The organism is Mesorhizobium sp. C395A (assembly GCF_030323205.1).
GTDB lineage: Bacteria > Pseudomonadota > Alphaproteobacteria > Rhizobiales > Rhizobiaceae > Mesorhizobium.
Map to the genome: position 1 here is coordinate 3,915,001 of NZ_CP100473.1, position 16,313 is coordinate 3,931,313.

A 16,313-nucleotide genomic window follows, 5' to 3' on the forward strand; every position below is an offset into this window, starting at 1 on the left:
CGCTTACGCGGCTCTCTTGAATTCTCACAAGGGCTTCTCAGAAGCAAACTGCTTCGCCGCCAGCGGCGCACCGCCCTCGTTCGTGAGGCGTATATAGTCGCCACCAACCAGAACTGTCAACAGTCATCGACGATGTTTTTGAACTTTTTACGACAGAAGTTTTGGCGACGGCGGACTGCCCCAAGGGAACATTGGCATTGCCAAAAAGGAGCCCTATTGCCGCCGCATTGCCGTTCGACACCAAGGCCAACAAAGAAGGGCTCGGCGCGGCCCGCGAGGTGCCTTCCTATAAGAGCCAAAGCGGGGTCTGCGCATCACGGTTCGGAGCCTCCTATAAGAGGATAAAGACGCCTCTCTACAAGGGGCTGTAAAACAGAGCGTGTGAGCGGGGATTTCGCCGCTTCGTTGACTTCACCCGCCGTGACAGGCAAATGTCATGGCCCAACAGAAGCGAAAAGCCGTTCCGCCCGGGGAAGAAGCAGCCTTTCTGGATGCCAGACACGGAAGATGTCATAGCCGAACTCGGCAATGAGCCGCCGCTGATCGCGGATGGCCGCAGCGGCCCGCCCGACCGGCGCGAGGTTTCAGCGCGCTGGCTGTCGGGCACCTTTCTTACCGGCGTGACCTCGAGTGTGCTGATGGGCGTGGCGTTGTTTGCCGCCCTTGACGGCCGCCAGCAGCTGGCAACCCCGCCCGAAATCGCCGAACTGGCCCAGCTCGAAAGCGGCGGCGATTCCGGCGAGGTCGCCAAGACCACCAGGCTGGTGGCGCCGCGCCAGATCGCCAAGGCCAAGGACCGCCGGCGCATGGAAGTGTCGATGGTGACCAAGGTCGGTGACCGCGACGTTATCCACACCATGCCGTTCGTGCAGATCAAGATGGCGCTGGCCGCCGGCCACACCACCAACCGCGCCTATCCGCCTTTCGACCCGATGCAGGTGTTCGGCGACGATGGCGACTCGACGCCGGCGCAGCCGGCGACGGCTTCCGCAGTTGGGGGCCAGATCTACGGCGCCAAGGTCGAAAGCGAAATGAGCCTGAAGACGGTCGATTTCCCGGTCGAGACGGCCTCCTTCGACGAGAAAAGCGACCTGTCCGCCGACGAGGTGGAAAAAGTGGTGCGCGAAGCCGGCACCGACCTCAGCGACGGCGCCGTGCAGGTCGCCTCGCTGCATTATGTCGACCCGCAGCGATTCGGCGATGCCTTCGCCGAATCGATGGCCGGCTCCTACGACGTCAAGATCGTGCCGGAAAACGTCTCGGTGGCGCCGCGCGTCGCGCTCGACGACCAGACCCCGGCTTTCGCCGAGGAAATCATTCCCTTCACCAGGGACCGCGACATTGCCGAGGCTTTCGCTGATTCGGGCTATACGGGCGATGACGCCACCGGCATGGCGGAGGCGATCGGCAAGCTGCTCAACGCACCGGCGCTGAAGGCCGGAACCGTGCTGCGGGTCGGGCTCGAGGTACATGGCGACGCCGCCAAGGTCGTTCGCACCAGCGTCTATGACAAGACAACGCACATCGTCACCATCGCGCTCGACGACCGCGGCCAGTATGTGCCGGCGCAGGAACCGGAGCCGAACCCCGAATTGCTGACCGCGTTCGACGATTCGTCGGCACCGGTGGTGGTGCGCGGCAATCTGCCGAACGTCTATGACGGCATCTACCGCGCCGCCTATTCCTATGGCATGTCGAAGAAGCTGACCCAGCAATTGGTCAAGCTCCTGGCCTCCGGCGTCGACTTCCAGTCCAGGCTCAATCCGTCGGACCGCATCGACGTCCTGTTCTCGCAGCCGGACGGCGACGACCAGGCCTCCGACGAATCGGAACTGCTCTATGTCTCGTCGACCTTCGGCGGCCAGACGCGCAATTTCTACCGATTCCAGATGCAGGACGGCTCGACCGACTATTTCGACGAGGACGGATCTAGCGCCGAGCAGTTCCTGTTGCGCAACCCCCTGCCCGCCGGGAAATTCCGCTCCGGCTTCGGCGCCCGCCGACATCCGATCCTCGGTTATGTCCGCATGCATACCGGCGTCGACTGGGCGGCGCCGATCGGAACGCCGATCATCGCCGCCGGCAACGGCACCATCGAAAAGGCCGGCTGGGCCGGCGGCTACGGCAAACAGATCATCATCCGCCATGCCAATGGCTACGAGACCTCCTACAATCACCAGAGCGCCTTTGCCAAAGGCATCGAACCCGGCGTTCATGTCCGCCAGGGCCAGACCATCGGCTTCCTCGGTCAGACCGGCCTCTCCACCGGTCCGCATCTTCACTACGAGCTGATCGTCAACGGCACCAAGGTCGACCCGATGCGCGTGCGCCTGCCGGTCGGCAAGGTGCTGAAGGGCGACGACCTGGTCGCTTTCAAGCGCGAGCGCGAGCGCATCGATGAACTGCTCAAGCAGGAAGACAGCAATCCGCTGAAGGTCGCGAGCGCCAAGATCGAAGGCTAGTGCATGTCGCCCAGAAGTGTGCCGCGGCTCTGGGACAAGGACATGTGTCAAAACAAAGACTTAAAGCGCGTCGTATGAATCCGTTCAGCGCGACGCGCTTTAAGCCGTCACACTCGACGCCGGCGAATCATAATCGCCCCATCAGAGCATTCCGAATCGGGTCGGCTCCGAATCAGGTCGACTGCTCCTCTTCGGCTCGTGACCAAGGCAGCTTTTGCCCCGAAACGGTGGCCCAGGCGATAACAGCGGCAAGGAGGCAAAGCACGGCCGTCACTGTCGACACGGCCGCGAACGCCGCATCGCTGGCGGCGAGCCGTGTTGCATCAAGGTCTGGCGCCAGGCCGGCCAATGCCGGTTCGCCGAATCCCGGAATGCCCGGCCTGACGCTGGTATCGAGCATCGTCGAATAGACCCAGGCCGCGAGCGAGCCCATCGCCGCCACAGCAATCAGCCCGCCAATGCGCGAAACCGCATTGTTGATGCCGGAAGCGGCGCCGGTATCCTTGTCCTCGACCGCGGTCATGACCGCCGTCGACAGCGGCGACACCACCAGCGCCATGCCGAGCCCCATCACCGCCATCAGCGGAAAGATACCGGTCCAGAAATTGTGCATGCCGGCATGAGTGAGCAAAGCCAGCCCGGCAAAGGCGATGGCGACCACCAGGCAGCCGCTGGCGATCGGAAAACGCGGACCGATGCGATCCGACCACTGGCCTACGAGACCCGACAGCAGCGCGATCGACGCCGACAGCGGCAGGAAGATGAAACCGACCTCTTTGGTGCTCAGCCCCCATCCGGCGATCAACAGCATCGGCAGGTAGAACAGATTGGCCGACAGCGCGAAATACAGGAAGAAGGTGGCGAGGTTGGCGCCGGCGAAGGCGCCGATCCGAAACAGCTTGAGATCGATCATCGGCTCGCGCTGCCGAAGCTCGAAGACGATGAAGATGATAAGCAGCACGGCGCCTGCGGCGATGCTCGGCCCCGACATCAACCCCCTGCCTTCGGCGCTCATCGAGGTCAGTCCGTAGGCAAGCGCCCCGAAGGCAAGCGTGGCGAGAGCGGCGCCGCCGAGATCGAGGCTTCGCTTCTCCGTCGGCGCGTCGGCGGGAATCTTGGCCAGCAGGAGATAGATCGAGATCAGCCCGAGCGGCAGGTTGACGGCGAAGATCGCCCGCCAGATACCGCCGCCAAAGGCCGACAGGACGAAGCCACCGAGCACTGGACCGAGCGCCGTCGTCAGCGCCGAGGCGGCGGCCCAGATGCCGATCGCCCGGCCGCGCTCCTTCTTCGGATAGGCCTTGGCGATGATGGCGAGGCTGCCCGGCACCATGATCGCCGCACCAATGCCCTGAATGGCGCGAAAGGCGATGAGCACCAGCGCATTCGGCGCCACCGCGCAGGCCAGCGAAGCGACGATGAACAGCGCAATGCCGGCAACGAAGGCGCGCCTGAGGCCAAACCGGTCGCCGGCGGCGCCGCCGGCCAGAATCAGCGCCGACAGCGTCAGCGCATAGGCGTTGGAAATCCACTGGACCTCGGCCAGGCTGGCGCCGAGGTCGACGCGCATTGCCGGCATGGCAATGGCCAGGATCGACCCGTCGATGAAGCCGAGCGCTGACGCCAGGATCGCCGCTACCAGCACGAACTTGCGCTGCGACTGCGGGCAAAATGTACCGTTGGAAAGCGCCCTGGTCAGGGGAACGGCTGCGGCTTCGCTCGGAGACTTCATGAGCGTCTGCTTAGACTTGTTGCGGGCCGGCAACAACCAGCCAGCACCCTGCGCTCATGAATCCAGCTTTGGATATCGGCCTGCCTTATGGGCAGGCCGATATCACTGCGCTGGAGCGCTCACTTGCTCCGCAACATCATCGGCCGAGGGACCGCCGACGAACTCGACGGTGACGCCCGGCGACACCAGCTTGGCCAGTTCACGCGCATCCCAATTTGTCAGGCGCACGCAGCCATGGCTTTCGGTCTTGCCGATCTTGGAGGGATCGGGCGTGCCGTGAATGCCATAGGTCGGCTTGTCCAGCGCGATCCACACCGAGCCGACGGGGCCGTTCGGACCCGGCGGGATGGTCAGGATCTTGTCGTTCTGGCCCTGCTTGAAATTGATGCTGGGGTTGTAGGTGTAGTTCGGATCGAGCGCGACGCGCGACACCGTATGGGTGCCGGTCGGCGAGGGCGTGTCGGCTGAACCGATGGTGGCCGGATAGGCCGCGACCAGCTTGCCACCGGCGTCATAGGCGAACACCTGCTTCTTGTCCTTGTCGGCGACGATGCGGGCAACCGGCGTCGCCACCAGCCTGCCGAAATTGGCGACCTTGATGATGGTGCCGGGACGGCTGAAGTCGGCCTCGGGATTGAGCCCCTTCAGGTAGTTCTCGTCCATGTGGAACCGTTCGGCCAAGGCTTCGGTGACGGAGGTGTAAGCCATGCGGTCGAGCTGCGCCTTCTGGCTGTAATCCTCCGGTATCGAGGCGACATAAGGCCCGGCCGCGTCCTCGGGCGTGATCGTATAATTGGCGAAAGCATCGCCACCGGTTTGCGCCAGCGCAGCCTGGATGCCGACCGCGTCGGTCGAGCGCAGATTGCTGCCGGTGATCTGGTTATAGGCGGCAAGCGCCTTGTCGACATTGGAGCCGAAGCGCCCGTCGACGACGCCGGGTGAAGCGCCGGCGCGGTCGAGCAGCACCTGCAAGGCGGCTACATCCTGGCGTGCGCCGAGTGAAAGCGAGGGATCGACCACGGTCTTGCCACCGGCTTTCGGCGGCAGCGCGGCCTGGTCGGCGGGCGCCGCCGGTTCGGCGGGATCGATAGAGGCTTCGTTCAGCGGCTGGCGCTTGAGGGGCCGCGGTTCAGCGGATTTCGGCGCTTCCGGATAGGTGTCGCTGTCATTGGCATCATCCTGCGGAGCGGCCCCCAGGAATCTGTCGCTTTCAGGATCGTATTCATCAACCGGCGGGCCGGGGATTCGTCCCTGATCGTCCAGTTGCCTGCGGCGGAAACGCGCCATGTCTTCGGGATCGTCGAGATAGTAGCGGTCGTCGTCTTCGACCGGTGCGCGTCCAAGCTCACGTGCCCGCATTTCCCGGCGCAGCGCGCGGCGGTCGAGCCTGGTCTGCGGCGGCTGGATGGCAATGACCTTGCCGGTCTCGGCATCGACGATGACGCGGTTGCCCCTGGCGTCGTAATAGATGTCGAGATTGCCGTCCTGGGCAAGCACAATGCCGCCGCTATCGGCGGCGCGGACGGCCGGCAGTGCGTTGTCCACAGTCGGCGATGCCATGGCGCTGGACGTGAGCAGCCCGGCGGCGAGCACCGAAAAGGCAAGGATCGTGCGGAACATGGTGGTCAAACTCTCCGGTACTTACAGCGCCGCGCGTCCGTTTGGACGCGCAAAGGACGTTGTAACACTTCATGTCTGCGCATGATCCTTTCCGAAAATCGAATTTCGATTTTCGGGGTCATGCGTAATTGCCGCCGCCCGGCAGTGTTCCCACCAGAACGTTCTCGCCACCGTTTGGATGCGCAAGGAACGCCCTGATCGTCAAAAGCCTGCAGGCAAACCCCTTCGCCAGCAAACCACAACATAAGCTTTCCAACATGAACCGGGCATGAAGATGGCGGATTACTGGTTGCTACAGGCCCAATTCCTTGCGCGTCTGCTTCGTCAGCTTGAGGACGACGAGGCGGTGGCTTTCGCCGAGATAGTCCTTCAGCGCATCATCATCCATGCTCTGGCTTGTCTGACGCTGGATCCATTTCATGCCGCGCGAGGCGAGATAGGGCGCCGGCCGGCAGCCGGGCTGATCCTTCAGCACGTCATATGCCATCTCAGAGCATTTGAAGGTGACGAAGACGCCACCCTCCCGGTCATGGCCGGCGATGGTGAAGACCTTGCCACCGACTTTCCAGACATCGGCCCCGCCCCACTGCACGACGTGCGTCGTCTGCGGCAGCGAGGCGCAGAAGCTGTTGTAGTCGTCCAGCGTCATCTGCACCCCCGTCAAAGGATTGTTGTTTCATAAGAAAATGCCGCGCGTCCGGTCGGACGCGCGGCGTTGGATCAGGCTGCCGCGTCGGTCGGCACCACAGTGGGCCTGGACCGGAAATTCAACCGGTCGGAGCCGGCGGTGACCTTGACGGTCGAGCCGTCGAGTATCTCGCCAAGCAGGATTTTTTCCGCCAGCGGATCTTGCAGGTCCTTCTGCATCACCCGCTTCAGCGGCCGCGCGCCATAGGCCGGGTCGTAGCCCTTCGCCGCCAGCCAGTCGATCGATTCCTGGTCGAGCGACAGTGTGATCTTGCGGTCGACGAGCAGGCTTTCCAGCCGCTTGAGCTGGATCTCGACGATGCGGCCCATATCCTGCCGGCGCAGCCGGTGGAACAGGATCACCTCGTCGACGCGGTTGAGGAACTCCGGCCTGAACGAGGCTCTCACCACGCTCATAACCTCGTCGCGCACGGCATCGACATCCTGCTCTTCGCCGAGATTGACCAGATATTCGGCGCCGAGGTTCGACGTCATGACGATCAGCGTGTTGCGAAAGTCGACCGTGCGGCCCTGCCCGTCGGTCAGCCGCCCGTCGTCGAGCACCTGCAACAGGACGTTGAAGACATCCGGATGCGCCTTCTCGATCTCGTCGAACAGCACGACCTGATAGGGCCGGCGCCGAACCGCTTCGGTCAGCGCACCGCCTTCCTCATAGCCGACATAACCGGGAGGCGCTCCGATCAGCCGGGCGACCGAGTGCTTCTCCATGTATTCCGACATGTCGATGCGCGCCATGGCGCTCTCGTCGTCGAACAGGAAATTGGCCAGCGCCTTGGTCAGTTCGGTCTTGCCGACGCCGGTCGGTCCGAGGAACATGAACGAGCCGATCGGCCGGTTCGGATCCTGCAGCCCGGCCCGGGCACGACGCACGGCCTTGGACACCGCCTGCACCGCTTCGCCCTGGCCGACGACTCGCTTGCCGATCTCGTCTTCCATGCGCAGCAGCTTGTCGCGCTCGCCCTGCAGCATCTTGTCGACCGGAATGCCGGTCCAGCGCGACACGATATGGGCGACGTGGTCGGGCGTGACCACCTCTTCGACCATGCCGGCCTTGCCGTCCTGGGCTTCGGCTTCCTTCAGCTTCTTTTCCAGTTCCGGGATCTTGCCATAGGCAAGCTCGCCGGCGCGCTGGAATTCACCCTTGCGCTGGGCAATGGCGAGGTCGTTGCGGGCCGCGTCGAGCTGCTTCTTGAGGTCAGCGGCGAGGCCAAGCTTCTGCTTCTCCGACTGCCATTTGGCGGTGATCTCGGTCGATTCCTCCTCGAGGCCGACGAGTTCCTTTTCGAGACGCGCGAGCCGGTCCTTTGACGCCTCGTCCTTCTCGACCTTCAGTGCCTCGCGCTCGATCTTGAGCTGCATGATGCGGCGATCGATTTCGTCCAGCGCCTCGGGCTTGGAATCGACCTGCATCCTCAGCCGCGACGCGGCTTCGTCGACAAGGTCGATCGCCTTGTCCGGCAGGAAACGGTCGGCGATGTAGCGGTTGGACAAGGTCGCCGCCGCGACCAGCGCCGAATCCGAGATGCGCACCTTGTGGTGCTGCTCGTACTTCTCCTTCAGGCCACGCAGGATCGACACGGTATCTTCCACCGACGGCTCGTTGACGAAGACCGGCTGGAACCGGCGGGCAAGGGCCGCGTCCTTCTCGACATGCTTCCTGTATTCATCGAGCGTGGTCGCGCCGACGCAGTGCAGTTCGCCGCGCGCCAGCGCCGGCTTCAACAGGTTCGAAGCGTCCATGGCGCCATCGGCCTTGCCGGCGCCGACCAGCGTGTGCATCTCGTCGATGAACAGGATGATGCCGCCGGCCGCCGAGGTGACTTCGTTGAGCACGGCCTTCAGCCGCTCCTCGAACTCGCCGCGATATTTGGCGCCGGCAATCAGCGCGCCCATGTCGAGCGCCATCAACTGCTTGTCCTTCAGCGATTCGGGCACGTCGCCATTGACGATGCGCAGCGCCAGACCTTCGGCGATCGCCGTTTTGCCGACGCCCGGCTCGCCGATCAGCACCGGGTTGTTCTTGGTACGCCGCGACAGCACCTGGATGGTGCGGCGGATCTCGTCGTCACGGCCAATCACAGGGTCGAGCTTGCCGGCGCGGGCATCGGCGGTGAGGTCGCGCGCGTATTTCTTCAGCGCGTCATAGCCCTGCTCGGCGCTCGCCGAATCGGCGGTACGGCCCTTGCGGACGTCGTTGATCACCTGGTTCAGCGCCTGCGCTGTGACGCCGGCCTTGGACAGGATATCGGCCGTCTTGGCCGACTTCTCCATCGCCAGCGCCTGCAGCAGCCGCTCGACCGTGACAAAACTGTCGCCGGCTTTCTTGGCCAATTCCTCGGCGGTCGAAAACACCTTGGCCAGCGGCTGCGCCAGATAAAGCTGGCCGTTGTCGCCTTCCACCTTGGGCATGGCCTCAAGGGCGGTCTCGACGCCAAGCTTGACGTCGCGCACGTTGCCGCCGGCGCGCTCTATCAGCGAGGCGGCCAGCCCCTCGTCGTCATCGACGAGGACCTTCAGCATATGTTCGGGAGTGAATTGCTGGTGATTGCGCGAGAGCGCCATGGTCTGGGCGGACTGAATGAATCCGCGGACGCGCTCGGAGTATTTCTCGAGGTTCATATCTGTCTCCTTCCATCACCGGCCCGCTTTGCGGCACCGGATCAGATTGCGGTGACGGACCCGCTCATCCGAGCCGGGTCCAGTTCACGCCAGATATGGGGCGCAAGCCATTGCCGCTCAAGACGTCCGGCTGATGATATTGCATGGCCGAGCAAACGAAAACGGCGGAGATTTCTCTCCGCCGTTTCATCGACTTATGTCTTGTGGGTCAGTTGTTGGCGTCGACGGCGAACGGGTCGCCGGCAGAGCTTTCGGCCGGCGCCGCATCAACCACGTCAACAGCGGCAGCGGTCTCGCCGGCGCCATCCACCACCTGGCCACCACCAGACTGTTCGTCACCGACCTGATCGGCATTGTTGCGCGGGCGGCGCGGACGCCGCGGGCGACGGGCAGCGCCGCTCTCGGCGGCTGCCTCATTGAGTTCGGCCCGGGCGGCAAGAGCCGCCGGCGACAGGTTTTCGTACAGCGGCGCCGGCTCGGAGAAACCACTCTCGGCTTCGGGCTCAACCGCGGAAACGGTTTCCGCCTGTGCCGGGGTTTCGGTGAAGCGCTGCTGGTCGCCGCGCTGGCCGTTCTGCTCGCCACGCTGGGCAAAGTCGCCACGCTGGTCGTTCTGGCCATAGCCGCCATTGGGGCGGCGGTCACGGTTGCGGCCATTGTTGTCGCGGCCGTTATTGTTGCGGCCATTATTGTCACGGCCACTGTTGTTCTCGCGGCCGTTTTCCTGGCCGTATGCGAGTTCGGCCGGCGTGCCCTCAATCGTCGGCTGCGGACCGTTGCCGTGGTTGGCCATCGGCGCTTGCGTCTCGCCGCCATTGCCGCTGCCGGCATTGTCAAAATCGTCGCGATCTTCATCGTCGTCGAATTCGTCGCGGTTCTGCGGGGCATTCTGGATCGGCATCTGCGCCTGTGCGGCGGCAATGATGCGGTTGTAGTGCTCGGCGTGCTGGAGGTAATTCTCCGCCATAACCCGGTCGCCGGAGCTTTGCGCGTCACGGGCCAGAGTGGCGTATTTTTCGGCGATCTGCTGAGCCGATCCACGGATTTTCACGTCCGGGCCGTTGCTCTCGTAGTTGCGCGTCAGGGGATTTGGGCCCTTGCGGTTGTTGTTATTGTTATTGTTGTTGCCACCGCCGCCGCCATTGTTGTTGCGACCGCGCATGCGCCTGTTCTGCTGTTGTGGCCTCATAAGACTCTCTTCATTTTGAAATTTTCGAAAAACGTTTCACGAACGGAGGCGCTCATGCAGCCAGCCGTTTCGTTTCTTCACCGGCGTTCGCCCGCATCAATTGCGTTGGCGCCACGTGTCATCCTGTTCCGGTTACATCACTTGCCGGACGATTCCCGCACGAAGCTTGGGCGTCGTTTGCGCAAGAAGGCAGCTATTTCCAAGGAAAACCGAATCGCTAAGAGCACTGCCTGCTTCGTCTCATCCGGTTAGGGCGGACCCTAGCCGCATTCCCCGGCATTGCCAAGCGCTTTTTTGCACTGCGTCAAGGCTTTCCCTGTTCAAACATAAGAACCCTGTCGTTTCCGCCAAGATCGACAAATGCCCCGGCCAGCCTGTAGCCGGCTGCCGCGAATATGTCTTTGACCTCATTGCGCTGCGTGTGGCCGATCTCGACCGCTATCTTGCCTTGTGCTTCCAGAAACTTTGCCGCCTCGGCAGCGATGATCCTGTAGGGGCCAAGACCGTCCACACCGCCATCAAGGGCTCTGTGCGGATCGAAATCGCGGACCTCGTCCTGCAGATTTCCAATGTCTCCAGTCGGTATATAGGGAGGGTTTGCGGCAATTACATGGTATCGGCCCGAAACTTTTTCGAACCAGTCGGACTGCAGCCCCACGAACCGGCCGGCGAGTCCGAGTTGCTCGGCATTGCGTATCGCGGTTGCCAGCGCGCCTTGTGAAATATCGACCCCGGTGGCCGTCGCGGCCGGAACCGCGCTGAGCAGCGCCAGCGCAATCGCGCCGGTACCGGTGCCGAGATCGAGGATACGGCATTCCCCCAGCCTTTCGGCCGTCGCGCCGGCAAAAGGCAGGATCGCCTCGACCAGCGTTTCGGTGTCCGGCCGCGGCTCCAGCGTTTCCGGCGACAGCGACAGCCGCAGGCCGTAAAACTCGCGAAACCCGAGGATGCGGTGCACCGGTTCGCCGGCCATGCGGCGCTGCAGAGCAGCGCCGATTGCGGCAACCGCACCCGCATCGACCGTCCGTTGCGGGTCGGCGATCGCCTGCGTACGGTCCGTGCCGGAAAAATGCTCGACGATCAGCCTGGCATCCAGCGCCGGGTCGGAAAGGCCGGCCGCGGCAAGCCGCTCCCGCGCCACCCGCAACAACGGCCCGAGCGCGCCGGGCAACATGTCAGCCATCGAGGCCAATATCGGCGAGCAGCTTCGACTGATGGTCGGCAATCAGCGCATTGATGACCTCATCGAGCTCGCCCATCATCACCCGGTCGAGCTTGTAGAGCGTCAGGTTGATACGATGGTCGGTAAGGCGGCCCTGCGGGAAATTGTAGGTACGGATGCGCTCCGAACGGTCGCCCGAACCAACCTGCGATTTGCGTGACTCCGAGCGCTCCTCGTCCGCCTTGCTGCGCTCGAGGTCGTAAAGCCGCGCACGCAGAATCTGCATGGCTTTCGCCCGGTTCTGATGCTGCGACTTCTCCGCCTGCACCACCATGATACCGGTCGGCAAATGGGTGATGCGCACGGCCGAATCGGTGGTGTTGACGTGCTGGCCACCCGAACCCGAGGCGCGCATCGTGTCGATGCGGATGTCTTCGGCGCGGATGTCGATGTCGACCTCTTCGGCTTCCGGCAGAACGGCCACCGTCGCCGCCGAAGTGTGGATGCGCCCGCTGGCCTCGGTCGCCGGCACGCGCTGCACGCGGTGCACGCCGGATTCGAATTTCAGATGGGCAAAGACGCCCCTACCGGAAATGGTGGCGATGATTTCCTTGAAGCCGCCGGCATCGCCGTCGCTGGCCGACACCGTCTCGAAGCGCCAGCCGCGTTCGGCGGCATAGCGCTCATACATGCGAAACAGGTCGCCGGCGAACAATGCCGCCTCATCGCCGCCGGTGCCGGCGCGGATTTCAAGGATGGCGTTCTTGTCGTCGGCCGCGTCCTTGGGCAACAGCAGGATCTGGATGTCCTTCTGCAGCTCTTCGATTCGCGCTTCGACGCCCGGCAAATCTGCCTCCGCCAGGGCCCGCATCTCTGCGTCGGTGCCCTTGTCGGCAAGCATCGCCTCGAGGTCGGCTTGCTCGCGCTCGACTGAGCGCAGTTCCCTGACCTTGGCCACCATGTCCTGCAGCTCGGCATATTCGGAAGCCATCTTCACATAGGCATCGGCTGCCGGGCCGGCCGACATCTGCGCTTCGAGCATCTCGAAACGCTTGACGACCTGATCCATACGCTCGCGGGGAAGATTGACCATGGCTAATGCTATAGCGGGATGGAGCGGTCGTCGGCGAAGGCCTGCAGCAGCGCCCGCATCGGCAGCCCTTGAGCTGGCGCCATCAGATTGTCGGCAAAGAAAGCCTCCAATTCCTCCAGTGGCAGTTCGGTCAACATCGCCTTGACCGGGCCGATCGAGGCTGGAGACATCGAGATCGAGCGGTAGCCGAGGCCGATCAGCGCCATGGCGGAAATGGGTTTTCCGGCAAGCTCGCCGCACAGCGTCACCGGCGTGTGGTTGCGAACCCCGGCGTCGGCGATCTGCTTCAGAACCCGCAGGAACGGCGTCGACAGCGTGTCGAAGCGGTCGGAGAGCTGCGTGTTCCCCCGATCGACCGCCATGACGAACTGGAACAGGTCGTTGGAGCCGACCGAGACGAAATCGACCGCCTTCATCAACTCGTCGAGCTGGAACAGCAGCGACGGCACTTCCAGCATGGCGCCCACCTTGAGGCTGGTCGGCAGATGGTGGGCAAAGCGGGAGAGATGCCGCACTTCGCGGTCGATGATCTCGCGCGCCTGGGCGATTTCGCCGAGCTCGGTCACCATCGGCAGCATCAGCTTCAGTTCGCGCCCGCCGCAGGCCTTCAGCAGAGCGCGGATCTGGGTCCTGAGCAGACCCGGCCGGTCGAGCGTCAGCCGGATCGCGCGCCAGCCGAGCGCAGGGTTTTCTTCCTGGACAGCGCCCTTGAAGTAGGGCAGCACCTTGTCGCCGCCGATGTCGATGGTGCGGAAGGTGACCGGCTTGCCACGCGCCGCGTCCAGCACGTCGCGGTAGAGCCGCTCCTGCGCCTCGGCGCGCGGGAAGGTCGAGGCGACCATGAACTGCAATTCGGTGCGGAACAGGCCGATGCCGGCCGCACCCGCCTCGGCCAGCTGCGGCAGGTCGACGGCCAGGCCCGCATTCATCAGCAGGTCGACCTGGACGCCGTCCTTGGTCACCGACGGCTTCTTGCGCAGTTCCCGGTAGACTTCCTGCCGGCGCGCCCGGAAGCGCACTTTTTCGGCATAGGCAGCTTCGAGGTCGGGCTGCGGCCGCAGATGGATGGTGCCTTCCTCGCCGTCGACGATGATGGCATCGCCGTTTTCCGCCATGGAAACGGCGCCCTTCATCTGGCCGGCGACCGGAATGCCCATGGCGCGCGCTACGATGACGACATGGCTGGTGGCAGCGCCGTCTTCCAGCACCACGCCGCGCAGCTTGTCCCTGGGATAATCAAGCAGTTCGGCCGCGCCCATCGAGCGCGCGACCAGGATGGCATCCTTCGGCAGTGACGCCGCGACGTCGTCAGGCCCGCGCCCCATCAGCTGGCGCAGCAGCCGGTTGGCGAGATCGTCGAAGTCGCTCATCCTCTCGCGCAAATAAGGATCGGTCATGTGCAGCATGCGGGCGCGCATGTCGCTCTGCACCTTTTCCACCGCCGCTTCCGCCGTCAGGCCGTTGCGGATCGCCTCTTCCAGCCGGCGCACCCAGCCGCGGTCGTTGGCAAACATGCGATACGCCTCGAGCACCTCGCGATGTTCTCCCTCGAAGGCGACATCGCGCCGCTCCAGCATGTCGTCGATGGAAAGCCTGAGCGAACCGAGCGACGTCTCCAGCCGGCGCACCTCTTCCTCACTGTCCTCGTTGAACAGATTGGTGACGACGATGCGTGGCTCATGCAGCACGACATGGCCGAGGCCGACACCCTCGTTGAAGGACAGGCCGGTAAAGCTGACGGGACGGCGCAGGTCGAGTTCGAGGCCGGGCCGGGTCAGGCGCGCGAGATCGCCGGTGGCGATCATCTCGGCGATCACCATGGCGGTCGTTTCCAGCGCCTCGACCTCGTCGTCGCGGTAGTGGCGCATGGTCTTGTTCTGCACCACCAGCACGCCGAGCGTGCGCCCTGCCCTTAGTACCGGCACGCCGAGGAAGGAATTGTAGATCTCTTCGCCGGTCTCCGGCAGGTAGGCGAAGGCCGGATGTTCCTGCGCATTGGAGAGGTTGAGCGGCCGCGCGCTGGCGGCAATGGTGCCGACGAGGCCCTGCCCCAGCCGCAGCTGCGCCAAATGGACGGCGTTCGGGTTCAGACCTTCGGTGGCATAGAGTTCGAGCACCGAATCGGCGCGCAGCACATAGAGCGAGCAGACCTCGGCGACCATGTTGGAGGCGATGTCGCGCACGATCCGGTCGAGCCGCTCCTGCGGCTCCAGCGGCTCCTGCATGAGCTCGCGGAGCCGTTTCAGCAGAACGCGCGGGCCACTGGCCGTATCACGCATCGCGGCTTCTTCTCCAATGGGCATTTTGCCCGCCGCAGTTTCCACTGCCACCGGCGCACACGCAACAACTCAAATCGCTCTCGCTACTGCTTATCCAGACCGTACACGGAATGCAAAGTGCGAACCGCGAGTTCCGTGTAAGGACCGTCGATCAGTATCGAAATCTTGATCTCGGAGGTGGTGATGGCGCGGATGTTGATCGCCTTGTCGGCCAGCGCCTTGAAAGCGGTGGCGGCCACACCGGCATGGCTGCGCATGCCGATGCCGATGACCGAAACCTTCGACATGCCGGCTTCCGACTGCACCACGTCATAGCCGATCGAAGCCTTCAGACGCTCCAGCACGGCCAGCGCCTTGTCCACGTCGCCGGACGGCACGGTGAAGGTCATGTCGGTGAACTTGCCGTCCTCTGAGATGTTCTGGACGATCATGTCGACATTGATGTTGGCCTCGGCCAGCGGGCCGAAAATGCCGGCGGCAACGCCCGGGCGGTCGCCAACGCGGCGCAGAGAAATCTGCGCTTCGTCCTTGGCGTAGGCAATTCCGGTGACGACCTGCTGTTCCACGATCTCTTCCTCGTCGCAAATAAGCGTTCCCGGAGGATTGAGCAAATCCCCCATTCCGGGCGCATCGGGATCGTCGAAGGACGACCGCACGAACGTACGCACCCTGTGCACCATGGCAAGCTCGACCGAGCGCACCTGCAAGACCTTGGCGCCGAGCGAGGCCATTTCGAGCATTTCCTCGAACGAAATCTTGCTGAGCCGCCGCGCCTTCGGCTCGATGCGCGGATCGGTGGTGTAGACGCCGTCGACATCGGTGTAGATGTCGCAGCGGTCGGCCTTGACCGCCGCGGCAATGGCCACCGCGCTTGTGTCGGAGCCGCCGCGGCCGAGCGTGGCGATGCGGTTGTCCGGGCCGATGCCCTGGAAGCCGGCGACGACAGCCACCTGGCCCTCGCCGAAGCGCTTGATCAGGAACGCGCCGTCAATTTCGAGGATGCGCGCCGCGCCATGCGCGTTGTCGGTCTTGATCGGGATCTGCCAGCCCTGCCAGGAGCGGGCATGGACGCCCATATTCTGCAGTGTGATCGCCAGCAGGCCGGCAGTCACCTGCTCGCCCGAGGCGACCACGGCGTCATACTCGCGCGCGTCGTGCATGGGCGAGGCTTCGCGCGTCCAGCCAACCAGTTCATTGGTCTTGCCCGCCATCGCCGAAACCACGACAGCGACCTCATGGCCGGCATCGACCTCGCGTTTGACGTGACGCGCCACATTGCGGATGCGGGCGATGTCGGCGACGGAGGTTCCGCCGAATTTCATCACGATGCGCGCCATGGAAGCGAAATGCCTTTGACTGAAGCCGGCCCAGGACCGAAAGGGGAAGTAAGCGCTCGACAGAAGCCGGCCGCTGAATGCGCGCCTCCTTAGCCAAATGATCACGGTTTCG

General features: G+C 63.9%; 10 protein-coding genes. 1 reads left to right on the top strand and 9 read right to left on the bottom strand.

Features of this window, described 5'->3' with window-relative positions; all coding sequences use genetic code 11:
* The first annotated feature begins 491 nt into the window (after positions 1-491).
* Positions 492-2,462, top strand: a complete 1,971-nt coding sequence (locus NLY37_RS19115; protein WP_023686664.1) for a M23 family metallopeptidase — start codon at positions 492-494, stop codon at positions 2,460-2,462.
* Positions 2,463-2,634: 172 nt separating this feature from the next.
* Here NLY37_RS19115 and NLY37_RS19120 read toward each other — a convergent pair whose 3' ends face one another.
* From NLY37_RS19120 to NLY37_RS19160, 9 genes are all read right to left on the bottom strand, one after another.
* Positions 2,635-4,194, bottom strand: a complete 1,560-nt coding sequence (locus tag NLY37_RS19120; protein WP_023743067.1) for an MFS transporter — start codon at positions 4,192-4,194, stop codon at positions 2,635-2,637.
* Between the two features lie 102 nt (positions 4,195-4,296).
* Entirely contained in the window at positions 4,297-5,814 is a 1,518-nt protein-coding gene (locus NLY37_RS19125; RefSeq protein WP_023743066.1) for a L,D-transpeptidase family protein, read from the bottom strand.
* A gap of 292 nt (positions 5,815-6,106) precedes the next feature.
* Positions 6,107-6,463: an MmcQ/YjbR family DNA-binding protein gene (locus NLY37_RS19130; RefSeq protein WP_023685771.1), complete on the bottom strand. Its 357-nt coding sequence runs from the start codon at positions 6,461-6,463 to the stop codon at positions 6,107-6,109.
* A 71-nt stretch (positions 6,464-6,534) separates the two neighbouring features.
* Positions 6,535-9,141 (bottom strand): ATP-dependent chaperone ClpB, encoded by a 2,607-nt coding sequence (gene clpB, locus NLY37_RS19135; protein WP_023743065.1) that lies wholly within the window; start codon positions 9,139-9,141, stop codon positions 6,535-6,537.
* Positions 9,142-9,349: 208 nt separating this feature from the next.
* Entirely contained in the window at positions 9,350-10,330 is a 981-nt protein-coding gene (locus NLY37_RS19140; RefSeq protein WP_023698975.1) for a DUF4167 domain-containing protein, read from the bottom strand.
* 304 nt (positions 10,331-10,634) lie between these two features.
* A complete protein-coding gene (gene prmC / locus NLY37_RS19145; protein ID WP_023701435.1) occupies positions 10,635-11,513 on the bottom strand; it encodes a peptide chain release factor N(5)-glutamine methyltransferase in 879 nt (292 codons plus the stop codon).
* Positions 11,506-12,585 carry a peptide chain release factor 1 gene (gene prfA / locus NLY37_RS19150; protein WP_023672971.1) on the bottom strand — a complete coding sequence of 360 codons (1,080 nt, stop codon included), beginning with the start codon at positions 12,583-12,585 and terminating at the stop codon, positions 11,506-11,508. The genes prmC and prfA overlap by 8 nt, the downstream gene beginning before the upstream one ends.
* 8 nt (positions 12,586-12,593) lie before the next feature.
* A complete protein-coding gene (gene ptsP / locus NLY37_RS19155; RefSeq protein ID WP_023672972.1) occupies positions 12,594-14,864 on the bottom strand; it encodes a phosphoenolpyruvate--protein phosphotransferase in 2,271 nt (756 codons plus the stop codon).
* Between the two features lie 83 nt (positions 14,865-14,947).
* On the bottom strand, positions 14,948-16,201 hold the full coding sequence (locus tag NLY37_RS19160; RefSeq protein ID WP_023707556.1) for an aspartate kinase: 1,254 nt from the start codon (positions 16,199-16,201) through the stop codon (positions 14,948-14,950).
* Positions 16,202-16,313: the final 112 nt, after the last annotated feature.